A 26004-nucleotide genomic window follows, 5' to 3' on the forward strand; every position below is an offset into this window, starting at 1 on the left:
TCTTTTGATGTTACCAGTCATTGACAACTTCTTTTTCTATCATGGTATCAAAAGTCTCTTCTAAACTCTATTGACTTTTGACACCATATGTTTGTTTATGCATTTTGTTCTTCTATTGCTACATTACCATGTTCTTTGTCACGCTGGTGAACTTTTTCTTTGATCATATCCCATGAACTTCTTATGATCACACCATCAAATATCCAAAGCATGGCAGGAAGGATACAGATTACAACAACCATACTGATCACCGCACCTCTTGCAAGCAATGTACAGATCGCACCGATCATATCGATACGTGAATAAATAGATACACCAAACGTTGCTGCAAAGAAGCAAAGTCCACTTGTTAAGATTGACTTAATTGAGGTCTGGTGTGCAACGATGATTGCATCTTTTTTGCTTCTCTTTCGGATCGTACGTTCTTTATGATAACGGTTCGTCATAAGGATCGCATAATCGACAGTAGCACCAAGCTGGATTGTTCCGATTACAATACTTGCCACGAACGGAAGCGATGTATGCGTATAATACGGAACTGCCATGTTACAAGCAATCGCGAATTCAATAACGGATACCAGAATGATCGGTATTGAAATTGACTTAAATGTGATCAGTATAATAATGAAGATCGCGGCGATTGAAATGATATTTACATTTTCCAGATCGACATTTGTAACATCGGAAAGATCTTTCATCAAAGGTGCTTCACCAATGACCATCCCCTTCTTCTGATATGATTTTACAATCTTATCGATGGAATGGATCTGTGCATTGGATTCATCAGTCGCCGATGCATAATCCGAGCAGACAAATTGCAATTCATAATTACCTGTCTTTAACATTGTTTTGATCTTATCCGGGATCAGGGAATCCGGAAGGTTTGGTCCTACGATGGAATCAAGACCTAATACCCATTTTACGCCATCTACTTTCTTTACTTTTGAAAGCATTTCATTCTTTTCTTTGGCTGTCAATCCATCCTGTAATAAGATCATATGAATGGAACTCATATCAAAGTTTTCTTTCAACTGTTCGTTTGCTTTTGCACTGGGAATATCCTTCGGAAGGGATGTGTCCAGGTTATAATAGATCTCATAATTACTATTGCCATAAGCAGCCGGTGCAATCAGGATCGCAAATACGATCAAGGCTGCCCAATGATGTTTCACGATGAAATGCGATACATTATCCAAAGATGGAATCAACGCCTTATGGCTGGTCTTTTCGATCACTTTATCGAATGTAAGGATCATAGCAGGTAAAATCGTTACACAGGCTACTACACCGATCACAACACCCTTTGACATTACAACACCGATGTTCGTACCTAACTTAAATGTCATAAAGCAAAGTGCGATGAATCCGGCAATTGTTGTAACCGAACTACTTGATACGGACTTAAATGTATTGGCGATCGCATGTGCCATGGCTCGTTTATTGTCTCCCGGATAGCGGAGCTTATTCGCTTCATAACTCTCTAACAGGAAGATTGAATAATCCATCGTAACCGCTAATTGCAATACCGCGGCTAACGCCTGCGTAATATAGGAAATCTCACCTAAGAACAGATTACTTCCTAAGTTAAATACTATCGAAATACCGATTGTTGCCAAAAAGATCAATGGAGATACTACAGATTCCATTGTTATCAAAAGTACGATCAATGATAACACGGAAGCAACTACCACATAAACCGGCATTTCCTCTAATGCCAGGTTCTTAATGTCTGTTACGACACCGGACATTCCGCTGGCGTACACATTCGATGATACGGTAGAACGGATCTTTTCGATCGCTCCCATTGTTTCATCTGTTGATGTCGTTGAATCGAAAAAAGCGATCATCATCTTGGCATCACCGTTAAAGAAAGCTTTTCTTAAGTCCTCAGGAATCATTTCCGTTGGTACCGAGATGTCTAATGCATCATCATAGAATAATACATCCTTGACATGATCAATCTTTTCAAGCTTATTCTCAAGTTTGACGGCATCTTTCATATCCATGTCTTCGACAATGATCATGGAGAAAGCACCCATTCCAAACTCATCTACCATAATGTCCTGTCCTTTTACCGTTTCTAATGACTCCGGCAAATAACTGAGTACATCATAGTTGACACGGGTTGATACATAACCGAATGCTGCCGGTATCAGAAGCAATACCGTCAAAATTAAAATGATGTTCTTATGTTTTGTAATCCACTTACCTATACGAATCATTTTCTCTCTTCCCTTCGTTAATAATAAATTTTATCAAAATGACTAATGGTCATTTTTACTATAGCCTAGTATAGTAAAAAAATGACCATTAGTCAATAATTATTTTTTCAATTAAGATTTCTTTAAGATTTGTATGAAAAATCTTAAAAATCCAAAGCAATTTCGGTGAATATACCACTATTGCACAAGCAGTTTCCTATTCAAAAAAGGGCAAAGCCAACGCTTTGCCCCAACCGGCTGCTTATAAAAAGCAACTCTGCTTTCTATTTATTTTGCAAGTAACATCATGATCTCATTACTTCTTGCTACAAAATCTGTCATTTCCTGTGCAGATAATGGCTTATGTGCCAACATGGCAAGATCATAAAGCTGTTTACAGAACATATCAACATATTCACCATCTTTGTTTTCTAAGATATATTGTACAAGCTTATTTGATGAGTTTAAGACCAAAGTCTCTCCGCCGCCAAACATACTCATATCCATGCCACCCATTCCACCGGCACTATACATCTTCATCATATCCTGCATACGACGTGTTTCTTCGGAAAGTGTCATCATAGACGATACATTTTCATTCTTTAACTTCTCGACTTTGACTTCTAACTGTTCTTTGCCTAAAGCTTTCTTAAAGACTTCTGTCAATGTTTCTGTCTCTTTCTTGATTGTCTCTTCGTCAGCTTCCTGCGTCATTGTTTCTGAGAGATCCGCATCAATACGCTGGAATTTTACTTTTAGGTCACCCTGCTCTAACTGTGTGATAAACGGCTGGTCAATGCTGTGCTTTAAGATGATCGCATCGATATTCTGTTCTTTGAACATATTGATATACTGGCTCTGCTGCTGCATATCGGTTACATAATATACTATCGTAGGCTCTTCTTCCTTGTCAGCCTCTGCTTTTTCGCTGTTTTCGGAAGTATCGTCCTTTGCATCTTCCTCTTTCGTCTGCTCTTTGCCTTCGGCTTTCTTTCGCTCTTCCACATATTCCGGCAGAGTAATAAACTTATCTTCTAAGTTTCTAAAGATAATGAAATCTTCCATCTTCTCACGGAACTTCTGATCCTTTAAGCAGCCATATTTGATGAATGGACTGATATCATCCCAGTATTTCTCATAATTCTCACGTTCCACTTTATACATGCCTGATAATTTATCAGCAACTTTCTTCGTGATATAATCCGAGATTTTCTTTACAAAGCCATCATTCTGTAATGCGCTACGTGAAACGTTCAAAGGAAGATCAGGACAATCGATCACACCCTTTAAGAGCATTAAGAATTCCGGAATAACTTCTTTAATATTATCTGCAATAAATACCTGATTGTTGTATAACTTGATCACGCCTTCTAAGTTATCGTATTCGGTATTTACTTTAGGGAAATACAGGATACCTTTTAAGTTAAATGGGTAATCCATATTCAAATGGATCCAGAAAAGAGGTTCTTTGTAGTCATTGAATACTTTTCTGTAAAATTCTTTGTACTCATCATCTGTACAATCATTGGGATGTTTCATCCACAATGGCAATGTATCACTGATCGAAACCGGACGTTTGTTGATCTTAACTTTTTCTTTACGCGGAGATACTTCTACGACTTCTTTTTCTCCGTTTTCATTTTCACGTTCTTCGGTCTTTGCTTCTTCTACGATATTTTCAACGACAACATCATCTTCTCTAAGATCTGCAGCGTCAATCGTTTCGTATTCCTGCTCGGCATTTGCTTTTGATAAAAAGATCTCTACCGGCATGAATGAACAATATTTATTCAGCACTTCACGTACACGATATTCATTTGCAAATTCTACGCTGTCTTCTGACAGATATAATGTGATCGTTGTACCGATCGTGTCTTTCGAACCATCTGTGATCTCAAAGTTGATGCCGCCTTCTGATTCCCAATGAACTGCTTTTGCGCCATCCTGCCATGACAATGTATCGATCGTCACACGATCAGCTACCATAAATGCAGAGTAAAAACCAAGTCCAAAATGACCGATGATCTGCTCTTCATTTGTCTTATCTTTATACTTCTCTAAAAAGTCTGTTGCTCCGGAAAAAGCCACCTGATTAATGTACTCTTGCACTTCATCTTCTGTCATACCAATTCCGGTATCGGTAAAGCTGATCGACTTTCCTTCGGTATCTACAACAACCTGTATCTCAGCTTTAAAATCATCAGGAAGTGTATATTCTCCCATAATATCTAATTTTTTTAATTTTGTGATCGCATCACAGCCGTTTGAGATCAATTCACGGATAAAAATGTCATGATCCGAGTATAACCACTTCTTAATGATCGGAAACATATTTTCAGAATCAATTGATAAACTACCTGTTCTTGTTGACATATTCATCTCTCCTATCTTTTTGCTTCTTATTATAATGTGACAACATGTACTCTGAATCAAAAAGCTTTCGTTTTTCCTTTCCTAGTCTTGTGTGGTTTACCACCGGAACGGATATTCATTCGTATCATGTCTTTATGTTCTCTTTTTCGGATTTGTATTAGCAATCAACAAACTAGAGTGCTAATAACCCATGCAAAACATACTATAATACTCTTTTTCTAAAAAGTCAAGGGTATTTTAGCACTCTTTTTATCAGAGTGCTAAAATACCCTTATCATATAAAAGATTTCGTTCTTTCCTGTTTTATCTTAGAATTTCTTCTTTCGACCTCTACATCCATTTTTCATGCTTTTTTATATCACAAAAATCCAGCTATTCATTTACTTAAAAATCCGTTTTTTATAATAAGCTTCCTAACGATCTTTCCTAACGATTACAGATATATACCACATATCCTGCATACAGCACTAGCATAATGATTCCTTCGGTGCGGTTGATCGTCTTTTTGGTTGCTGCAAAGATCAGTACCAGAATGCTCATAATCACTAAAACGATTATGTCAATAATATTTTGCATCGAAAATGTGATCGGAGAAATTGCCGCAGCTACACCAAGGACCAGCAAAATATTAAAGATATTTGAACCGATCACATTACCAAGTGCCATATCCACCTCATCTTTTCTTGCGGCTACGATCGATGTCACAAGTTCAGGAAGACTTGTTCCAAATGCTACGATCGTAAGACCGATCAATGTATCTGTCATGCCGAAATTTTTAGCAATCGTTGAAGCACTGTCTACTACCATATCTCCGCCAAACTTGATTGCAATGATACCGCCTGCGATAAAAAGAAAACATTTCCAGACAGGAAGAATCTCATATTCTTCTTCATCGGACGCTGTCGCTCTCGCTTTTCTTGCTGATTGGATCATCCAGATCAAAAAGCAGGCAAAGAGAAATAACATTACAAACCCTTCCATATGACCGACTAACATTCCGGTAAATCCAAATCCTAACAGAAGTAATGCTGCTACAATAGAAAACGGAAATTCTTTCTTTAAAGTTTCTTTCTGAACCGCTAACGGACAAAATAATGTACAGGCACCACAAACCACCATCAGATTAAAAGTATTTGATCCAACTGCATTGCTGATAGCAAGTCCGTTCTTATGTGCCAGTGCAGCCGTAATACTAACAGAACATTCCGGAAGACTTGTCCCCATTGCGACAATCGTAAGTCCAATGATCATGGATGGCACACGAAGCTGTTTTGCAACACTCGAACTGCCTTCCACAAAAAAATCTGCTCCCTTGATCAACAATACAAATCCGATAATTAAAATAATATACTCCATATCAATCCTCCATTACTCTTTTTCTCTCTCTTAAAATGGCAACACGCCTAAATGTTCCAATAAAATCTTGATGCCAAGCACGATCAGGATCACACCGCCTACGATCTGCGCTTTTTTTTCATATTTATTTCCAAATCGAAAACCGATGCCGACTCCGGCAAAAGAAATCATAAATGTAGTACACCCGATCAATGCGATTGATGTCCAGATATTTACACCCGGCAGTAATGCAAAAGTAACACCGATCGCTAATGCATCAATGCTGGTTGCAATCGCCATCAAAAAAAGCTGTCCGATATCCAGCTGGTCTCCTTCTGTCTCAACTTCGTCTTTCTCCTTCAGACTTTCATAGATCATCTGTCCTCCAATAAAAACAAGAAGTCCGAATGCGATCCAATGGTCAAACTGCTCAATATACTTTTGAAAACGCGATCCGATAAACCAGCCAAGCCATGGCATCAATGCCTGAAAACCGCCAAAGAAAAGCGCGATCAGAAAAGCATTTTTCTTATTCAGCTTCGTCATTCCCAGTCCTTTACAGACTGATACGGCGAAAGCATCCATCGATAAACCGATTCCGATCAATAATAATTCGATAATACTCATAATCTTCCTCCGTTTTGTATAAATGTCCCATATACATCTTATGTCAAAAATCCTTTGATTTCGCTCCATAAAGTAAGAAAAACAGGTACAATTCCGTACCTGTTTTTCAAAAACCCAGCACAGAAAAATACTGTGCATGAGTCTTGTTATTTAAGATTAAGCCAGACCTTTCGGACGAGTTTGTTGACTTAGTCACGCTTCTTTCGTATTACGCTAACTACTCCCTCAATGCTTTTGTCAGTATAGCAATAATGAGAAATTTTGTCAACCAGCCACCCCTAAATTCCTCTTCCCCCTTGGCATCCTATCGTTTATAACTAATATCATGCGTCATATTTGTAAATATTGTATTCGCATTTTTGATTTGGTTTCCTTTTGGGGCACTGTTTCGATTGCTAGGTATTTCTTTCTTATTTTGCTACGATATTCACAATTCTTCCCGGAACATAAATCTCTTTGATAATATTGCCCGAAAGCTTATCACCTAATGCTTCTTTTGCTTTTGCAAGCACATCATCTTTTGGATCATCTTTACCGATTGAAATCGTTGCTTTTGTCTTACCATTGATCTGAACAGCAATCTCAACAGTAGATTCTACGGTCTTTGCTTCTTCATACTCCGGCCATGCTGTCTGATACAATCTGCCCTCTCCACCAAGAATAGACCAAAGTTCTTCTGTCATATGCGGAGCAACCGGATTTAATAATGTGATCAACGTCTTGTATTCACCCTTTGTTACGGAATTCTTTTTATAGAATTCATTGATCAGAGACATCATTGCTGCGATTGCTGTATTAAACTTCAGGTTTTCAAAGTCATTGCTTACTTTTTTGATCGTCTGGTGCATCTTTGTCTCTAAATCTTTGGAATATCCTTCGTCCTCTGTCATCATAGACTGTAATTTCCATACACGTTCTAAGAAACGACGGCATCCTTTTACACCATCTTCTGACCATGATGCACTCAGATCAAATGCTCCGATAAACATTTCATATGTTCTAAGCGTATCTGCACCATAATCATTGACAATATCATCCGGATTGACAACGTTACCACGGGATTTACTCATCTTCTCACCGTTTTCGCCAAGGATCATACCATGAGAAGTACGTTTCTGATAAGGTTCCGGTGTTGGAACGATCTTCTGGTCATAAAGGAATTTATGCCAGAAACGTGAATATAACAGATGAAGAGTTGTATGCTCCATACCACCGTTATACCAGTCTACCGGAAGCCAGTATTCCAATGCTTCTTTGCTTGCAAGTGCTTCTGTATTCTTGGGATCGGTATAGCGCAGGAAATACCATGAAGATCCTGCCCACTGAGGCATGGTATCTGTCTCTCTCTTAGCAGGACCGCCACAGCATGGACAAGTTGTGTTTACCCAGTCTGTCATCGCTGCGAGTGGAGATTCTCCATTGTCTGTCGGCATATAGCTCTCTACTTCCGGAAGAAGAAGCGGAAGTTCACTTTCATCTAACGGTACATAACCACATTTATCACAATGAACGATTGGAATCGGTTCACCCCAGTATCTCTGTCTTGAGAATACCCAGTCACGAAGCTTGTAATTGACTTTACGATTACCGATCTTGTTTTCTGTCAGGAAATCTTTTACTTTTTCTTTTGCTTCTTCTACACTAAGACCTGTCAGAAAACCGGAATTGATCATCTTACCGGTTGCAACATCGGTAAATGCTGCTTCATTGATATCGACAGGACCGTCTTTTCCTTCTACTACCTGGATCATTGGAAGATTAAACTTCTTAGCGAATTCCCAATCACGGTCATCATGTGCCGGAACTGCCATGATCGCACCTGTTCCGTATGTCATTAATACATAATCAGAGATCCAGATCGGAATTTCTGTATTGTTGATCGGATTGATCGCTGTCAGTCCGCCAAGGACAACACCGGTCTTGTCTTTTGCAAGCTCCGTACGTTCAAAGTCAGACTTCTTAGCAGCCATCTCACGATATGTCATGATTTCATCCCAATTAGTGATCTCATCTTTATATTTGTCGATCAGAGGATGCTCCGGAGAGACTACCATGTAAGTAGCACCAAATAATGTATCCGGTCTTGTTGTATAAACTCTTAACTTATCTTCTTTTCCGGCAATTGCAAAGTCAACTTCCGCACCTTCAGAGCGTCCGATCCAGTTGATCTGTGATGTCTTAACACGCTCGATATAATCTACATCTTTTAACCCTTCAATCAGTTTATCTGCATAATTTGTAATCTTTAACATCCACTCGCTCTTTACTTTACGAACGACAGGAGAACCGCAACGTTCACAGACACCATTGACTACTTCTTCGTTGGCCAGACCAACTTTACAAGATGTACACCAGTTGATCGGCATTTCCTTTTTATAAGCAAGTCCTGCTTTAAAAAGTTTCAAAAAGATCCACTGTGTCCATTTATAATATCCCGGATCTGTTGTATTGATCTCACGATCCCAGTCAAATGAATATCCTAAAGAATGAAGCTGCTCTTTAAAATGTGCTACATTGTTCTTTGTAATGATCTTTGGATGGATCTTATTCTTGATCGCATAATTCTCTGTTGGCAGACCAAAAGCATCCCATCCCATTGGATATAATACATTATATCCCTGCATGCGACGTTTTCTTGCTACGATATCCAAAGCAGTGTATGGTCTTGGATGACCTACATGAAGTCCCTGTCCTGATGGATATGGAAATTCTACCAAAGCATAAAACTTAGGCTTTGTATAATCGTTTTCTGTCTTGAATGCTTTTTCATCATCCCAGATCTTTTGCCACTTTTTTTCCACTGTATGGTGGTTGTACATTTCCATGATTCTTTCCTCCTGAATATATTCTATACTGCCTAAAAAGGTATTCTGTTTATAATGTCAGATCATAAGAGCCAAAATAATATATTTGCAACCGCACCGCAAAGTATACCGATCAGTCCACCTACAATCACGTCTTTCGGAAAATGAACTCCCGTGATCACGCGGATCGCCGCTAACAGACAGCCCATATATAAGATCAAAACACCGGTAAACGTATAATGATATAAAAGCGTTGTTCCGATCACAAAGATTGAAAACACATGACGGCTCGGAAATGACTTTCCAATCGTGTCTTTTGGTATCAACGGTTTGAAATCATATATTTCATATGGTCTTTTGGCATTGTAGCATTTTCGAAAAATGCTGACTGCAACAAAAGAGATTCCCGGTATAGCAAGATAAATGATAAGCTCCTGCCATAACCGTCCCCATATACAGCCTGCCGTGATAAACAGATAGCACGCTGCCGTAATGAAAGTAAACAGTTTTCCTAAATTGTTGACGATCACTACACCACTGGGCGTTGATCGAATAAAATCCATGCATTTTACATATGTTTCTTTCTTCATTCCTGCTCCTCTTTCGGAAGTACAACGTCAAGACTAAGCTCTTCTAATTGCTTATCATCTACAACATCCGGTGCATTCGTCATAAGACATGATGCATCTTTTACTTTTGGGAATGCAATGACATCACGGATACTGTCTTCTTTTGCCATTAACATCACAAGACGGTCCAGACCATATGCAAGTCCTGCATGTGGTGGTACTCCATACTTAAATGCATCTAAAAGGAAACCAAACTGTTCATGTGCTTTTTCATTTGTAAAGCCAAGTGCACGAAGCATTGTTTCCTGTACATCATCCTGATGGATTCGGATTGATCCACCACCGATCTCTGTACCATTTAAGATAATATCATATGCTCTTGCACGTACTTTTTCCGGATTCGATTCCAGATAAGGAATGTCTTCTTCAAAAGGCATGGTAAACGGATGATGCATTGCTAAATATCTGCCTTGTTCTTCCGAATATTCAAACTCAGGGAATTCCGTTACCCATAAGAATTTGTATTCGTCTTTCTTTAAGAGATCTAAGTTCTTAGCAATCTCTAAACGGAGATTTCCAAGCACATCCCAGACGATCTTATTCTTATCGGCTGCAAAGAGAAGCAGATCGCCGGCTTCTCCGTCCATCGCTTCTACCAAATGCTTTAACTCTTCTTCTGTCATGAATTTTGCAAAAGAAGATTTGTAGCTTCCATCTTCATTGATGCAAAGATAAGCAAGTCCTTTTGCACCAAAATCTTTTGCTGTCTTAACAAGAGCATCAATTTTCTTACGCGGCATTGCTCCCTGTCCTTTGGCATTGATACCACGAACAGATCCGCCATTTTCAAGTGCTCCGGTAAATACGCCAAAGCCACAGCCTTTAACAACATCTGACACATCTTTTAATTCCATGCCAAAACGCAGATCCGGCTTATCTGATCCGAAACGGTCCATTGCTTCCTGCCATGTCATACGCTGGATCGGAAGCTCGATATCTACATCTAATACTTCTTTGAAAAGCTTCTGTAACAGACGTTCGTTGACATCCATAACATCATCTTCATCTACAAAAGAAAGCTCCATATCGATCTGTGTAAATTCCGGCTGTCTGTCCGCACGAAGATCTTCGTCACGGAAACATCTTGCAATCTGGAAATAACGATCGTATCCTGAACACATCAACAACTGCTTAAAAAGCTGTGGTGACTGTGGAAGTGCATAGAAATGTCCCGGATGGATACGACTTGGTACAAGATAATCTCTTGCACCTTCCGGTGTACTCTTCTGTAAAATAGGAGTTTCTATCTCTAAAAAGCCCTCATCGGCAAGGAACTGTCTTACCAATGTCATGACTTTACTTTTCATCATAAGATTTCTTTGCAAATCAGGACGGCGAAGATCCAAATAACGATATTTCAAACGCAATTCTTCTTTTGTCTTACTGTCTGCTTCGATAGGAAATGGAGGAGTCTCTGATTCCGACAAGATACGGATGCTTTTTGCACGCACCTCGATCGCTCCTGTTTTTAATTTATCATTGACAGCTCCGGAACGTTTTGTAACTTCACCGGTTACTGCAATTACAAACTCACTTCTAAGCTTTTCTGCCTTTGCAAAACCTTCTTTATCAATCTCACCATCTTCAAAGATTACCTGCAAGATTCCCGAACGGTCACGCATATCGACAAAAATAATACCGCCCTTATTACGCTGTTTTTGTACCCAGCCCATTACAGTAACTTCACTGCCTACATTTGCCTCACTTAACTCCGCACAACGACATGTACGTTTCAGGCCCTTCATTGACTCAGCCATCTTATTCCTCCATTCTGCCGTTTCATATCTTTACGGCATGTTTGCTCTCTGTCACCCGATTTGACCTCAGGCGACACCAATCTATATTTTACAACGAAATACGAAATATAGCAAGATTGAGTTCTCTTCTGCACAAGTCCTGCTTTTACAAACCTTTGTCTTTTCCGACAAAAAACAATCTGTCAGTTCCCCGTATGCTGCATTTCTTTCACAAAAAGCTTTAGCGGTTCTAACTGTCTTTCATCTCTAATCTCCTTCAAGCTTGCAATCCCCTCCTGAAAGACATCTCTATGAACAACTCTTTGAAACGCTAAAAAAACATGCATATCATAATCTCCCACTTCATCGATCATAATCTCTAAAGCAGACTTCGGATCAAACGCATTGCGGTAAACCCTTTTGGAAGTCAATGCGATAAAGACATCACATACCCGTAAGATCCTTGCCATATACGGAATATCTTCTCCACGCAGATTATCGGGATATCCCGAACCGTCAAAATTTTCATGATGATGAAAAACAGCGTTTGCAAGTATTTCATCGTAACCGGCATCCCGCATCATCTCATAACTTTGTGCTGTATGCTGTCTGACATATTTCATCTGTTCTACGATCAGCCCATCCTGTGAATATAGATATTTCATTAATTTCAACTTACCGATATCATGTAATATTCCCGCAATTTCAATATTCCGGCAAAATTCTTCTTTTTCATTTAACTCTTTTGCAATCAATACAGCCAGATTGCTGACTTCTACTCCATGCTGCATTTCTTCACAGACCGTATCCCGCATCGCTTTTGGTATCTTTTCTATTTCCATTACATCACTTACATATCTTTCCATGAACACCCTCACAATCTAAGCATTCCTGACAGGTTTTGACTGTCACAAAAATACCCCTTTTTTTCTATCGATCATTTCTTCGATCCGATCAATATAATCCGTAATACTCTTCACATTTTCCACACGGCTTACGATCTTTTTATCAGGATGATAGATTTTAGTGGAAGCACCGGCCCCAACTGCTGCGATCGTTTGCATTTCCTCCATGATCAAAATGTTATATAAGCATTCTTTTCCTTCTCTTGCATAACCGATATTTTCCTGTCCCGTACTGCCATAATGACCTGCTGAATTCTTCTGGCGATACATATAATACGGTGCGTATCCTTCTTTTTGGGCAAAGCTTTGAGCCATCTCCAGCATTTTTTCCATTTGAAGGAAACGTTTTTTCTCTTCTTCATAAAGATCACCTGACTCTTCTAATACCGTTCTAAGCCTTGATGCTCTCTTGATCACCAGTGAATGTACCGTAACACTGTCAGGATCAAGCTTTTTGATCTGCTCTAAAGTATCCGCGAAATCCTTTGTCGTTTCTTTTGGAAGACCGATGATCAGATCCATATTGATATTGGAAAATCCCAATTCTCTTGCCAGATAGAATGCTTCCTTTGTCTGTTCCACCGTATGTCTTCTTCCGATCAGATCTAATGTCTTTTGCTGCATGGTCTGCGGATTGACTGAAATTCTTTCGACATGATACTTGCGTAATACGGCAAGCTTTTCTCTTGTAATGCTATCCGGCCGTCCGGCTTCTACCGTAAACTCATATTGATCGTCTGTCGGAAAACACTGCCTGATATGTGTAAGCACTTCTTCAAGCTGTTTTGCTGTCAATGTCGTAGGTGTCCCCCCACCCATATAGATGCTGGTCAGCTTACGGTTCTTACACTCTTTTGAAACTGCTGTAATCTCTTTTTTCAGTGCTTTCACATACGCATCCGCCAAATAACCGAATCTTTCGTATGGATAAGACGGAAATGAGCAATACAGACAAGTTGTCGGACAGAATGGTATCCCAATATATAAACTATATCCACCTTCAAAGGAAATGTCTTTTAATAATGCCGCTTCTTTGATTGCAATCTGAAGTCCGAGCTGAAGCTTTTCATTCGTACAGCAATACCATTTTCGCATCTGCTCTTCTACTTCCTGCTTCTCTTTGCCCTGTAGCAACTGATTCATCGGTATCTTTGTCGGACGCACACCTGTCATCGTTCCCCATGCAGGAATCCTTCTTTCTAATCCTGCGTCTGTCAAAATGTCTTCTGTCAGGTCACACAACATCAAAAAAAGAAGCCGTTTTAATTCGTTTTTATAATAAGTGCGGTATGGATGTGCCGACTTATCTTCATGCTTATGCCAGTCTTCATTACCGGATATTGCAACTTCTTTTTGTACAAAATACTCATTGCAATACAGACCAATCGTAATCTTTTCCATTCGAAAACATATACCGATCACAAGTTTCTCTTTTTTTTCAGAGAGGATTTCTTTCATCGAAGAAGCCGTAAGCTCCTGTCCTACTTCAACACTACTTCTCTGTCCTGAAAAAAAACTGTTGACCAATGCCTGTAGTTCATAATCAAAATCCAGCTCTGATAAAATGATCTTAATCATCGCTGCCTCCTGCATATGGATTATACATTTTCTCTTCTCCGATCGACGTTGTCATACCATGTCCCGGATATACTCTAACAGCCGGTGGCAGGATTAAAAGTTTTTCTCTGATCGAATGAATGATCTGACTCATGCTGCCGGTAGGAAAGTCCGTTCTTCCAACGGATTCCTGAAAAAGCGTATCTCCCGAAAAAAGAATGCCGGCCTTTGGGAAATAAAAGCACATGCCACCGATCGTATGTCCCGGTGTCAAAATACAGCGGACTGTCTGCCCCAGAAGCTCGATTTCCTGACCATCTTCTAAATATTCATCTACAGAAGTCGTACATGATGCACTCATTACAGAAGAAAGATTATTTGTTGTACTTTCAATAATAATCTTTTCTGCACGCGATGCCATTACTTTTGCACCGGTTGCTTTTTGCACATCCGATACTGCCTGAATATGATCAAAATGTCCATGTGTCAACAAGATTGCTGTCACCTTTAATTGCTTGTTCCGAATATATCGTAATATTTTTTCTGCTTCATCTCCCGGATCAACGATCACACACTCTTTTGTTTCTTTATCAAATAAAAAATAACAATTTGTCTGAACCGGTCCTACTACTCTGAAATCACATACTAAACTCATGTCACTCTCCATTTCTTCTTTCTTTCACATCAAACATTCTAAAAAGAATATATTCCTGCCATCTTCTTTTATATCGTCGTCTCTTTCAACCATATCTTCTATTAACCCTTAATATCCTCTGAGTTTTATGACTGCGTTCTCTGGATATCTTTGATACCGTCAATCTGCAGCAATTTCTTTGTCAGATCATGTAACGAATCTTTACTTCGGATTGCGAAGCCTACATTGATCGTAGCAATGCCCTGTTTGCTCGTTCTGCTGTTGATCGATTTTACATCAATCTTGTTTTCAGTAAGGATTTTTGTAATATCTAACAGAATACCCATTCTATCATATGCATAGATAATAATCTCTGTATCATATAATTCATCCGGCTTTCCATCAGCACTTGTCTCCCATTCGGCTTCAATAATACGCTGTCTATCCTGCTCTGACAGATTCATCATATTAATACAGTCTGTTCGATGAATAGATACGCCACGTCCTCTTGTAACAAAACCTATGATCTCATCACCCGGTACAGGACTACAACATTTTGAAAAACGAACTGACACGTCATCAATGCCTGCGACAACAATACCGCTTTTTGATTTGACTGCTGCAGGTTTGGTTGAACTGCCATTTTGTCCTTGTAACTGGTTTTCCTTATTGACAGCTTCCAAAATCTGTTTATCTGTTGTATGGACAGGATTTTTCTTACGGTAGGCATCCTGCAATTTATTCACAACCTGCCCTTCTTTTAAACCACCATGTCCGATTGCAGCAAGCACGGAATCCCAGTCACGAAATCCGTATTTTTTCAGGCAGGCATTCATATATTCTGTTTTTAACAGATCTGTCAAAGGAATCAGATGTGCTTTACAATAGCCTGTCAGCATTTCTTTTCCTTTCACAATATTTTCCTCTTTGAATTCAGAACGGAACCACTGATTGATCTTATTCTTAGCCTGTGTACTCTTAACAATTGAAAGCCAGTCACGGCTTGGTCCTCTCGAATTCTGTGATGTCATGATCTCGACACGGTCACCATTCTGGATCTTGTAATCGATCGGCACAAGATTTCCATTGACTCTGGCACCGACCATCTTATTACCAACAGCACTATGCACCGCATAAGCAAAATCGATCGGTGTTGAATCTGCCGGTAGGTTTTTGACATCACCATCTTTGGTAAAGCAATAGACATGATCGGAAAAGAGATCCAGATCACTCTTTAACAAACTTAAAAATTCTTTGTTATCAGACATGTCACGCTGCCATTCCAGAATACGACGCAGCCATGCTAACTTCTCTTCCTCACTGTCAGCAGTATTATGTCCGTATTGATTTTCTTTATATTTCCAGTGTGCAGCAATACCATATTCTGCGGTACGATGCATTTCATAAGTACGGATCTGTATTTCAAAAGGATGTCCCTGCGGTCCGATCAATGTTGTATGAAGGGACTGGTAATTATTCGGCTTTGGCATTGCAATATAATCTTTAAAATGGCCCGGGATCGGTTTATAGATCTCGTGGATCACACCAAGAGCTGTATAGCAGTCTCTTTCTGTCTCTACGATGATGCGGACAGCAAAAAGATCATAGATCTGCTCTAACTTTTTATTCTGTGTAACCATTTTTTTATAAATACTAAAGTAATGCTTTGCACGTCCATCGATCGTTGCTTTAATCCCTGCTTTTTCTATATGTGATTTTACTTCTGAAACAATCTTTCGGATAAATTCATCTCTGCGTTCCTGTCCCATAGCAATCTTGTTGACCAGATCATGATACATCTCCGGCTCAAGATAACGAAATGCCAGATCATCCAGTTCGACCTTTACTTTGGAAATTCCAAGACGGTCTGCGATCGGTGCATAAATATCCATTGTCTCTGTTGATTTTTCTTTCTGCTTTTCAGGCGTCTGGTATTGCATCGTCCGCATATTATGCAGGCGATCCGCAAGTTTGATCAGAATAACACGGATGTCTTTTGCCATTGCGAGGAACATTTTTCTAAGATTCTCTGCCTGCACTTCGACTTTATCTGCTACATAGTTTAACTGTGTTAATTTTGTAACACCATCAACAAGCAAAGCCACTTCGTCACTGAACTCTGCTGCGATTTCTTCACTTGTCATTATCGTATCTTCTACTACATCATGAAGCATACCGGCTACGATCGTTTCCTTGTCTAATTCTAATTCTGCAAGGATAATGCAGACACAGACCGGATGAATGATATAAGGCTCGCCCGATTTTCTTTTCTGACCGTCATGTGCTTTATATGCAATCTTATATGCCTTTTCGATCAGATGGACATCATCCGACGGATGATACTTTTTAACCATTGAGATCAATTTCTGAAATAAGACCTCCGGCTCTGTAAAATCCTCCGGGATCATACTTGTAGCAAGCTCTCCATTATCTATTTTCACTTCCGGTTCCATCATTTTGTCTTTCATATGCAGCCTCCATCCTGTGTAATTATTATTTATTTTCCATATGCCCATGCCGCTTTCGCCTGCTTTAAGACAACCTCAAAATCCCACTCTTTCTCAGAACGTGCAATACTGTTCGGATCATTTACCTGCAGCTTTCCGTCCTTAGAAATTCCTTTTAATACAATAAAATGACCATTGTCGGTAAAATCACCTGCACCCATACTGCATATTACCGGTTTCTTATTCTTTAACGCTTCCCTGACAGCACTTTCACTCAGACTGACTCTGCTTACCGACAATCCCAGCTTTTGTGCACCGGATGACATCAATGCCCATGCTGTTCCTGTATCCTGTGTATAATAGTCATGATTCATACAGAATTCTGCAATATCTGCCGGTGTCTTATCTGTCTTTTGGGTAATTCCTGTATAGACCATTGACATGCAGGTCGGACCGCATCCGTCAATGGCTATAATATCATTTCCATAATGAACATATCCCCAACGTTTATCCCATTGCTGAAACAATGGCACATCTTCTTTCAGCTCCTCCTCTGTGATCGATCCGGATGCTGTTTCATCATCTACATGCATCAGATAATCACTGACAAAGGAAACTGTTTCCTGATTCTTTGCTAAAAGCTCTAACAGGTTTTTCGGATAACTTTCAAGATTTAATAAAATATCCGAAATTTCTGAGTACTCTCCTTCTAATGCAACAAGCTTCTTATAAACACTTTCATATCCCTTCGGGACATCCACCTGCATCACAGTGGACTTTGGTGTCTGCGTTGCTTTACTGCCTTCTTTACTTCCACCTATCGGTCCTGTAAGCCAGCCGATCAGATAAAACACAAAAAATGCGATCACAATCGCTGCAAGTGCAAGCAGAGCTTTTATAATCCTTACTTTTCTTTTTCTCTTACGCATCCGAATTCTTCTGCGAAGATATCTGCGATATTCCATTTCCTCTTCCGGTGTTCTGTTTTCCACAATCTTCTCCCCATTCATTCCTTCTTATTCACAATCAATATCCATCAGCCTTTTCATCAGTAGATCAAACTCTTCTGAGGATATCTTTTCTTCTTCAAATGCATCGGTGATCAGTTCTTCTAACTCATCCCATACATATTTTCCTTTTTTCGCTTCCAGATCATCTAATTCCTTTTGAAACTGTTTTATTTCTGACATGCATTCTCCCCTTTTCCTTTTTGCATAAAAATTACCGTCTTCCAAAATAATTTCCACTTTTCATAATAATCTATCCTAAGTTGTCCGTCAACTCAATCCACTTTGTATTTCAGGAATTTGGCATTTTTTCCAAATCTAAAATCAGATCAACTGTTCTCTTAGTCGAATTGCCATCAAGAGCACCTAAGAAATACGAACAAAATGCCTGTAATTTCTGATCCGTATGATCGTCTTTTTCTTTCTGTTCTAATATCCATTGTGCCTGATCCGCTAACTCATCCATCGTTTGAACCTGCTTGCCGGGTACAAAAGTAGAAAAATCAAAGTAAATATCACGCTGTTTTTCATATTCTTTCAGATCAAACACATAAAAAAGCATTGGAATCTTTAACAAGGCTGCTTCGAAAATAGATGAACTGTAATCAGTGATCAATAAAGAAGTGATAAATAAAAGATCGTTGATATTTTCTTTGCCTGTAAAATCAAATACACGACTGCGATATTTCTCACTGCATTCTAATTGCTGCCTGACAAACGGATGCTGCTTGACTAAAAGAACCGTATCCGATGTAAGGCTTTCCATTAAACGGTCAATCACAAACCGGTCTTTCGGATAAAACGCTCTTGTCTTACCACTACCGCGAAATGTCGGTGCAAAAAGGATCACTTTCTTATTTTGCAATGCAGGATACTTTTCGTACAGCTCTTCGGTCACTTTCTGCTGATACGCTTTATCAAAGAAAACATCCGTGCGCGGGACACCGACCGGATAAACTTTTTGAGGTGTAATTCCAAACGCTTCGCTGTAAAAAGGAACCATCTGCCTGCTGCTGACCGGAACCAGGGAATAATTACGATGGTTTCTGGTATCCTGTGTCAGATGCGGGATCTTGTCCACTTCAGACAATCCAAACATCTTAAATGCACCACAGGCATGCCAAAGTTGAACTACCTTTGTATCTTTACGAATTGTCAATACATGGAGCTGTGGGTAAAAATCTTCCAGAACGATTACTTTTGCCTCTGCTGCTAAAAATGCTGCTCTTTTTATCGCATCAAATGGTAACTTCCGGATCGGACGTGTATCGATAAAGCTTTCTATTCTGACCGATGTCTGTTCTATTGCCTTGCGGACGCGGTCAAGATTTCCACCCTTTTCTAAACTGCGTTCTGACAGAAAAAGAATTCCCTGCGTTTTCTTTACCTTCCGGCACTGCTTTTCATAACATTTTTTAAAATACGAAGTCTTGATCTCACGTATACTGTAGCCATAGCCGGTATGTGCTTTCACTAAACCATGTGCATGATAAAAAATACCTTTCTTTCCTTTGATCTCTTCATCAATATAACGCGACTTTTTAATCCCTTTTACAGCTAAAAAGCCATCTATGATCCAGATTGGAAGTAAAAGCGTATAGCACACATATTGAAGTTTCTTAAAATTTCTTTTCCAAAAGCCTGTCTTCTTTTGTTTTTTTACAAACAGATCTGCTAAAAAGAACTCTTCCTTAGAAAGTGTCTGCCACTTTCCGTTGGCATCACAATAAATCAGTATAAAACTAACCTGCTCTTCTTCCTGCTTTTGAAATTCAAAAAAGACATCGGAAAGTGTGATCGTTCGTTCCACTTCAAATGCCATATGTCCATCTCGTCCGTGACAGACTGCATCCATCGGAAAATACCGCTTTTGGTCTGCATAAGTAAAAAGTGCAATAATACGCAGCTTTCCATTTGCGGTCAGAGAGTCTGTCTCTCCATGAAATTGCAAAAAAAGCTGTCTGTCTTTTATCTCTTTTTTGTCATATATAATCCAATCCTGCATGATACTCCTACCTCATTTTTTATTTTTCTACTGCTTTAGCATATGTAGAAACGTTATAACATTTATATCATAAATATACATTGTAGGAAAGAGCCAAAAAAGGACTGTCACAATTTTGCGACAGTCCTTTGATCAAATTCTTTTTCTATTCTTTTACCGTGATCTATTTTCACTAAGAAATTGCAATCCTTTTATACTGCTTCTTTCATTAAAACTTAGAAATCCTAAATGCACATACTCTGTCCATACGCTTTGTTGCGTTTGAAAAAGATACTGATTCGAAGTTGACATAAAGATAACTTCCATTTATTGCGATTTCTTCATTCATCGTAGGCATATCTACTGTCTTTTTACATTTGCCAAGTGAGATTGATTTTGCTTTGATCTTTGGCTTATAAATGCTAAGGACATGCAAAAATCCTCTCTGCTTTGCATCTGTCTGGCAGGAACGTGATAAGATCATCTTGCCTGATGATGTAAAGGCAATTCCCTGTACTCTTGTCGGCACTCTTGTAAGTGCTGTCCTTGACAATCCCGGATTAGAACTTGTCTTTCCGGTGATCGTATAAGCACCAAGATAACCTTTTTGCAATTCATTATAAGATGCCACCCAGAGTTTTTTCTTATAATAGGTCAATGTAGCCGCCTGATGTGTCAAGGTGACAATTGATTTGAATGCTGTTATTTCTGCCCACTCTTTCTTTTGCTTGGCAGCTGACTGAATCGCAGAAAATGGGATAGAACGTACTGTATATCCCTGTGTGATCCACACATTCGTACCATCAAAAGCAATACCGCCTGCATGTGTTTTATTCGGAAGAGCAATCGTTGTCAAAAGCTTTTTACCGTTTTTACTCAAAACATAAATAACAGAATTCTCTACCGCAGCTCTGTCATATGCTGTGATCAGACAATATGATTTTGCAAATGTAATTCCCTGTGGACACATTGTTTTAGACTGGAATCCTGCGATATTGGTGCTTGCCATACCCGGTGTTGCAAAGCTTTTACTGTAATTCAAACTTTTCTTCATTGTTTTGCAACCCTTATATGCTGCTGACTTTTTCAGTTTGCTCTTATTTCTGAACAAAGTAGCTTTTAAAGAAGAATGACCGATACGAAGCGTTGTTGCAGCTTTTGCTGCTGTCGGTGTACCAACCACATCTACCGAATTAATAATGCGGAATGATGCAATCTGGTAACTGTATGTTGTACCATTTGTCAGTCCCGTGTGAATGTACTTAACCTTTGATTTTCCTTTGATACGTGCAATGACCTGATAAGATGCACCATTATAACAATAAACATAATAACCGGATGCACCTGAAACTGCTTTCCATGTCAGACGTACACGCTCATCACCGCCTTTTACGGTAAGTGCAGGTGTAGCAGGTGTTGTTGTTGTTCTGACTTCTGCACTGAACGCACCACAGTTTGTATTTTCAAAAGAGTATGCACGTACTTTATAACGATATGTTGTAGCAGCTTTCAGATTAATATCTGTATAAGCAGTCTGCGCTACTGTTGTAACAAGTGCATATGCTCCGGAAGATCCTGCGCGATAGATCTGATAGCCTGTTGCGCCTTCTACCGGATTCCAGCTCAACTGAATACTCTTTGTCTGGTTCGCATCTACTTTCAGATTCGTAACAGCAGCCGGTAACGGATATACCAGCACAGGTGTTGTACAAAATCCCTGTTTCCTGGTCTTTTCATTATATGCACAAACCGTATAGTAACAACTTTCCGTCGCCTTTAAGTCTTTGCATATATACTTCTTCTCTGATGTTTTGCCAACATATGCATAAGTCTGTGTAGGTGTGTCGAATTTATAGATATAGAAAATGACATCATCACTTACAAAATAATTCCAGTTTAATGTAACCGAATCAACTGTCTTGTTTGCAACGATAAGATCCTTAACCTCCATTTTGCCATCCTGCTCAATCGCACTTCCGGTTGCCGGTATTGCAGTGACATCCTGATAACCTGCTGCACTTGCTTCTTTCGTTTTTACCGGCAGGCAGGCAAACTCACCTAACACCAAAGCTAACGTTAAGACAAATGCCCATATGCTTTTTTGACTTCTCCTTAATTTCATTTTGAAATTTCCTCCTTCTTTCCTTTTTTCAATGTGTTTCTTCCTTACAAATCGCCAGACAGTCTAAAATTCTTTCTGTGCAGCCATCTGCTATATCATCATAAGCACTTTGCTTTTCATGATCCTCATTATTTTGTTCATCCATGTACCACTCTGCTGCCTCTACAGTTTCGGCATCATTCGTATCATAGACATCTGCTCTGCCATATTCCATCTGAACAAATGCTTCTATTTTGCTATCTTCTTTGCCTGCTCCGGTAATTGCCTGCAGAAGCTCTTCCTCTGTCTTTGCAACGATCCCCGGCACTTTTGATTCATATTCAAAATAAAAACCTCTGTCATACTCCTGCAGATCATAGGCATACATTATGATCGGTTTACCAAGCAATGCATACTCTACTACCGTAGAGGAATAATCTGTCACTAATATGTCAGAAGTAAAAAAAAGATCAATAATCTGTGGATATCCTGTCAGATTCAGGCAAAACTCATCTTCCGGAATATTATCTGCCGGATATTTCGGATGCATTTTTATTCCGATCACCCAGTCTTTTCCTAACGTTTCTTTCAATCGTTCTACCGGAAAATGTTTCATAATATCCTGATTTTCCTGATCGGTCTTTCGAAAAGTCGGTGTATAAAGTAACAATTTCTTTCCTTTCAGATTAGGATATACCGCATAAAAATTTTGTATACATTCCTGCTTTGTCTTTTCCCTGTCATATACATCCATAATGGGAATTCCTGTTGCATAAATACGTTCTTTAGGGATTGCAAATGCTTCTTCATAGATAGGAACAACCTGCTTTGATGTCACAAAAAGATGTGTTACTCTGGTATTCGCTTTTTCAACCTGATGACGAATTTTTTCATCCGTTTCCACACTCAGACCAAATTTTTTAAATGCACCGGCACCGTGCCAAAGCTGTATAATCTTTGTTTTCTTAGATGGTATACAATAACCAAATGGCAAAAAATTGTCATTCAAAAAAATATATGCCGCTGTTGCCATATGGTAAGGAAATACAAAGAAAAAGCGAAATAATGCCACAATCTTTGCCCCAATTCCATTTCCGTTGCGGTCATGCTTTGCAAGCAATATAAAAAAATACGCATCTGATCTTCTTTCGATTCCGTCTTTGATTTCTTTTAAGTTTCCATTCAAACCATGATTATGTCCATTAAAAAGAATGACTTTCTTTTCTTTTACCGGAAATAACCTTGAAATATTAAAAATGAGTGCAAAAAAGAAATATCCTAACTTTTTCATATGCACTTTCCCTTCCTATATGTTTTATTATAGTTTCCCGATCCGCGAGCCGGCAATCTTTCCGATGAATTCTGACCATATATACTATACGTATACTTTCTTTTTCTTACAAATAGCCTTTTTCGCATTCTCATCTTGTCTATATTAGCACATTGGATTTAAAAAGTCACATTATATTCCCGATCTCATAAAATATTCTATAATAATTGCTCATTTTCCCACTGCTTATACGAGCATTTTCCTATTTTCTAAAAAGGAGGCTGTCATGAATCGAGCTTCTAAAATAATACAGCTTAATTATGCCCGCCGCTTTGGTCTGACCGGAAAAGGCATTGGAATTGCAATCTTCGATACCGGCATTGGATATCATCCCGATCTTTGCAATAACTATTCTTTTTCAAATCTGGTGGCATTTTATGATACGGTTTCCGGAAAAAAATCACCATATGATGACAACGGACATGGCACACACATTGCCGGTATCCTTGCCGGGAACGGAAAAACCTGTCATAACCTTTTCCAAGGCATTGCTCCGGGATGTCATTATCTGGTGATCAAAGTGTTAAATCATCGTGGCGAAGGCAATACCGAAAATGTCTTAACCGGAATACAATGGCTGTTAAGGCATCATCAGGAATACAAGATACGACTTGTCAATATTTCCGTTGGCAGTTCACGTGGAAAAAATTTTGGAGAAAACTCACCACTCGTACAGGGTGTAAACCGCTTATGGGAAGCCGGGCTTACCGTCTTTACCGCTGCCGGTAACCATGGTCCGTCTCCTTCTTCGATCGGAGCTCCTGGTAACAGCCGAAAGATCATTACCGTTGGTTCTTCCGATGTTCTTCCTGATTCAGAGGATACTGATTATTCCGGCAGAGGTCCTACTTCATCCTGTATCAAAAAGCCGGATATTGTTGCACCGGGGACAAATATTGTAAGCTGTTATCCAATGCCTTTTAAAAACCAGCCATCCACGGCACTGCTTCGAAAGACCATGCAGGATGCACCGGATTACTATAACGGTGCTGCCTACATCGCCCGAAGCGGCACATCCATGGCTACACCGATCGTATGTGGAGCTGCTGCCCTTCTATTGGAAAAAAATCCTTTTCTGACAAATAAAGAAATCAAGCTGGCACTTCGGAACAGTGCAAAAAATCTTGGGTATCCTCATGCCAGACAGGGCTGGGGACTATTGCAATGTAATACCCTTTTATCTTACCGATAAAAGGGTATTGTATTACGCTAAGAAAGATATAAACTGCTTTCCCGGTCTTCGGATATATAGATTATGGTATCTCCGGGTACAGCAAGTTTTTCTTGGGCTTTTAATATACTCTGCTGTTGGTTATGACACACAACAAGAGACTCTTTCGAATGGCTTACCAGACGATATATCTGTCGCGATGCATCATATTGTACGATACAGCTATGCTGATTTAAAACTTTGAAATCTTCCTGCATGACTCCCTGTGCCATCTGCATAGCTGTCTGATTGGTTCCGATCACAAAAGTGCCACCCTGACTAAGATCGACAGACAATTCCTGAAAGATTCCCCTCTTACCCTGAATCTGTCCCGGACATACCTTGCCCGTCTTCTCAGGCTGTTCCTCTTTTTGTTCCTTACTTTCTTTTTTGCTTTTCTTACGTTTTTTACGTTTCTTTTTGGAATGTTTACTTCTGTGAGAGCCTCTTCCTTTACCCTGACTCTGTCGCTCTTTACTTTCTTCTTTTTCAGGATCTTCAAAACCACGGATCAGCCATGCAAACAAAATGATTCCAAGCGCGATCGCACAAAACAATGTAAAGGCAAAAATGCCGACTAATAATGTAATATCCGGTACTTTTGTCCCCTTCGTTGCAAAACTCCCGGCAAATTGCAATATTTGATCAAAAGAACGGATCAAAAACAGATTTTCTATGATTGCAATTATCAGCAAAAGAACCGGCAAGACCATTCCCTTCTTTTTTGCAGCCACTAAGGTTAATAAAAAGGCGAAAAAGCAACAGATCACCGGGATAGCAATTGCTATCAGACTCCCGACTAACATCCGCCTGCCTGCCGCTTCATTTGCACTGTTATACGCCTGACAGACTTCCTGCCATGTCAGATCACCCTTTACGACATAATCTTTTTCTATCGTTCCTTTTTGCAAATAATGAACAGAAAGCTTTGTTACGGATGTTACAACATCCCATCCGGAAACTTCTACTGTCTGTGCATTACCGCCCTGTTCCACCTTAAAAAACGGAAGCAGCAAAGACAGCAAAGCTAACAGTAAGCAAAGTGCCGCAAGATTTTTCAATCGTCTTCCATAGTTTCTCATCAAATCCCTCCAATAACATTTCAAATTTAAGAAAAGTTCCGG

At 39.4% G+C, this 26004-nt stretch carries 18 protein-coding genes; 1 reads left to right on the top strand and 17 read right to left on the bottom strand.

The features are described from left to right. Nucleotides 1-95: 95 nt before the first annotated feature. From H8700_RS08335 to H8700_RS08410, 16 genes are all read right to left on the bottom strand, one after another. Nucleotides 96-2222: an efflux RND transporter permease subunit gene (locus tag H8700_RS08335; RefSeq protein ID WP_249305037.1), complete on the bottom strand. Its 2127-nt coding sequence runs from the start codon at nt 2220-2222 to the stop codon at nt 96-98. Between the two features lie 267 nt (nt 2223-2489). Further along, nucleotides 2490-4574, bottom strand: a complete 2085-nt coding sequence (gene htpG / locus H8700_RS08340; RefSeq protein WP_249305039.1) for a molecular chaperone HtpG — start codon at nt 4572-4574, stop codon at nt 2490-2492. Between the two features lie 426 nt (nt 4575-5000). Then, the gene (locus H8700_RS08345; protein WP_249305042.1) at nt 5001-5930 is read right to left on the bottom strand and encodes a calcium/sodium antiporter; all 930 of its coding nucleotides are present in this window, start codon (nt 5928-5930) and stop codon (nt 5001-5003) included. A gap of 30 nt (nt 5931-5960) precedes the next feature. Beyond that, the gene (locus H8700_RS08350) at nt 5961-6536 is read right to left on the bottom strand and encodes a manganese efflux pump MntP (protein ID WP_249305044.1); all 576 of its coding nucleotides are present in this window, start codon (nt 6534-6536) and stop codon (nt 5961-5963) included. A gap of 410 nt (nt 6537-6946) precedes the next feature. Further along, complete coding sequence (leuS, locus tag H8700_RS08355) at nt 6947-9364, bottom strand: leucine--tRNA ligase (protein ID WP_334299645.1); 2418 nt, start codon at nt 9362-9364, stop codon at nt 6947-6949. Between the two features lie 59 nt (nt 9365-9423). Next, nucleotides 9424-9930: a phosphatase PAP2 family protein gene (locus tag H8700_RS08360; RefSeq protein ID WP_249305046.1), complete on the bottom strand. Its 507-nt coding sequence runs from the start codon at nt 9928-9930 to the stop codon at nt 9424-9426. Then, a complete protein-coding gene (gene aspS / locus H8700_RS08365; RefSeq protein WP_249305049.1) occupies nt 9927-11726 on the bottom strand; it encodes an aspartate--tRNA ligase in 1800 nt (599 codons plus the stop codon). The genes H8700_RS08360 and aspS overlap by 4 nt, the downstream gene beginning before the upstream one ends. A gap of 182 nt (nt 11727-11908) precedes the next feature. Next, nucleotides 11909-12571 (bottom strand): HD-GYP domain-containing protein, encoded by a 663-nt coding sequence (locus H8700_RS08370; RefSeq protein WP_022140860.1) that lies wholly within the window; start codon nt 12569-12571, stop codon nt 11909-11911. 42 nt (nt 12572-12613) lie between these two features. Beyond that, nucleotides 12614-14188: a coproporphyrinogen dehydrogenase HemZ gene (gene hemZ, locus H8700_RS08375; protein WP_249305051.1), complete on the bottom strand. Its 1575-nt coding sequence runs from the start codon at nt 14186-14188 to the stop codon at nt 12614-12616. Continuing rightward, complete coding sequence (locus H8700_RS08380) at nt 14181-14822, bottom strand: MBL fold metallo-hydrolase (protein ID WP_022140858.1); 642 nt, start codon at nt 14820-14822, stop codon at nt 14181-14183. Before H8700_RS08380 ends, hemZ begins: the two co-directional genes overlap by 8 nt. Before the next feature lie 125 nt (nt 14823-14947). Next, a complete protein-coding gene (locus tag H8700_RS08385; RefSeq protein ID WP_334299646.1) occupies nt 14948-17257 on the bottom strand; it encodes a RelA/SpoT family protein in 2310 nt (769 codons plus the stop codon). A gap of 41 nt (nt 17258-17298) precedes the next feature. After that, nucleotides 17299-18240, bottom strand: a complete 942-nt coding sequence (locus H8700_RS12335) for a C39 family peptidase (protein ID WP_249305053.1) — start codon at nt 18238-18240, stop codon at nt 17299-17301. Between the two features lie 24 nt (nt 18241-18264). Next, nucleotides 18265-18438: a hypothetical protein gene (locus H8700_RS08395; protein ID WP_022140855.1), complete on the bottom strand. Its 174-nt coding sequence runs from the start codon at nt 18436-18438 to the stop codon at nt 18265-18267. Between the two features lie 109 nt (nt 18439-18547). Continuing rightward, nucleotides 18548-20260, bottom strand: a complete 1713-nt coding sequence (locus H8700_RS08400) for a CDP-glycerol glycerophosphotransferase family protein (RefSeq protein ID WP_249305056.1) — start codon at nt 20258-20260, stop codon at nt 18548-18550. Between the two features lie 208 nt (nt 20261-20468). Further along, the gene (locus tag H8700_RS08405; RefSeq protein ID WP_249305059.1) at nt 20469-22361 is read right to left on the bottom strand and encodes a fibronectin type III domain-containing protein; all 1893 of its coding nucleotides are present in this window, start codon (nt 22359-22361) and stop codon (nt 20469-20471) included. A 28-nt stretch (nt 22362-22389) separates the two neighbouring features. After that, nucleotides 22390-23631: a CDP-glycerol glycerophosphotransferase family protein gene (locus H8700_RS08410; RefSeq protein ID WP_249305061.1), complete on the bottom strand. Its 1242-nt coding sequence runs from the start codon at nt 23629-23631 to the stop codon at nt 22390-22392. Nucleotides 23632-23896: 265 nt separating this feature from the next. On the opposite strand from H8700_RS08410, the gene H8700_RS08415 reads away from it, so the two are divergent. Continuing rightward, nucleotides 23897-24862, top strand: a complete 966-nt coding sequence (locus tag H8700_RS08415) for a S8 family peptidase (protein ID WP_249305063.1) — start codon at nt 23897-23899, stop codon at nt 24860-24862. 17 nt (nt 24863-24879) lie between these two features. Here H8700_RS08415 and H8700_RS08420 read toward each other — a convergent pair whose 3' ends face one another. Beyond that, entirely contained in the window at nt 24880-25962 is a 1083-nt protein-coding gene (locus H8700_RS08420; protein WP_249305065.1) for a hypothetical protein, read from the bottom strand. Between the last annotated feature and the right edge of the window lie 42 nt (nt 25963-26004).

It is taken from the genome of Jutongia hominis (assembly GCF_014384965.1).
GTDB classification, from domain to species: Bacteria; Bacillota; Clostridia; order Lachnospirales; family Lachnospiraceae; genus Butyribacter; species Butyribacter hominis.

What these genes read in the sequence shown, in the direction of transcription:
- H8700_RS08410 (WP_249305061.1), bottom strand. Translation starts at nt 23,631, where the DNA reads ATGAAAAAGTTAGGATATTTCTTTTTTGCACTCATTTTTAATATTTCA.
- H8700_RS08385 (WP_334299646.1), bottom strand. Translation starts at nt 17,257, where the DNA reads ATGATGGAACCGGAAGTGAAAATAGATAATGGAGAGCTTGCTACAAGT.
- H8700_RS08370 (WP_022140860.1), bottom strand. Translation starts at nt 12,571, where the DNA reads ATGGAAAGATATGTAAGTGATGTAATGGAAATAGAAAAGATACCAAAA.
- H8700_RS08345 (WP_249305042.1), bottom strand. Translation starts at nt 5,930, where the DNA reads ATGGAGTATATTATTTTAATTATCGGATTTGTATTGTTGATCAAGGGA.
- H8700_RS08420 (WP_249305065.1), bottom strand. Translation starts at nt 25,962, where the DNA reads ATGAGAAACTATGGAAGACGATTGAAAAATCTTGCGGCACTTTGCTTA.
- H8700_RS08350 (WP_249305044.1), bottom strand. Translation starts at nt 6,536, where the DNA reads ATGAGTATTATCGAATTATTATTGATCGGAATCGGTTTATCGATGGAT.
- H8700_RS08335 (WP_249305037.1), bottom strand. Translation starts at nt 2,222, where the DNA reads ATGATTCGTATAGGTAAGTGGATTACAAAACATAAGAACATCATTTTA.
- aspS (WP_249305049.1), bottom strand. Translation starts at nt 11,726, where the DNA reads ATGGCTGAGTCAATGAAGGGCCTGAAACGTACATGTCGTTGTGCGGAG.
- H8700_RS08380 (WP_022140858.1), bottom strand. Translation starts at nt 14,822, where the DNA reads ATGAGTTTAGTATGTGATTTCAGAGTAGTAGGACCGGTTCAGACAAAT.
- H8700_RS08395 (WP_022140855.1), bottom strand. Translation starts at nt 18,438, where the DNA reads ATGTCAGAAATAAAACAGTTTCAAAAGGAATTAGATGATCTGGAAGCG.
- H8700_RS08405 (WP_249305059.1), bottom strand. Translation starts at nt 22,361, where the DNA reads ATGAAATTAAGGAGAAGTCAAAAAAGCATATGGGCATTTGTCTTAACG.
- hemZ (WP_249305051.1), bottom strand. Translation starts at nt 14,188, where the DNA reads ATGATTAAGATCATTTTATCAGAGCTGGATTTTGATTATGAACTACAG.
- htpG (WP_249305039.1), bottom strand. Translation starts at nt 4,574, where the DNA reads ATGTCAACAAGAACAGGTAGTTTATCAATTGATTCTGAAAATATGTTT.
- H8700_RS08360 (WP_249305046.1), bottom strand. Translation starts at nt 9,930, where the DNA reads ATGAAGAAAGAAACATATGTAAAATGCATGGATTTTATTCGATCAACG.
- H8700_RS08415 (WP_249305063.1), top strand. Translation starts at nt 23,897, where the DNA reads ATGAATCGAGCTTCTAAAATAATACAGCTTAATTATGCCCGCCGCTTT.
- H8700_RS08400 (WP_249305056.1), bottom strand. Translation starts at nt 20,260, where the DNA reads ATGCAGGATTGGATTATATATGACAAAAAAGAGATAAAAGACAGACAG.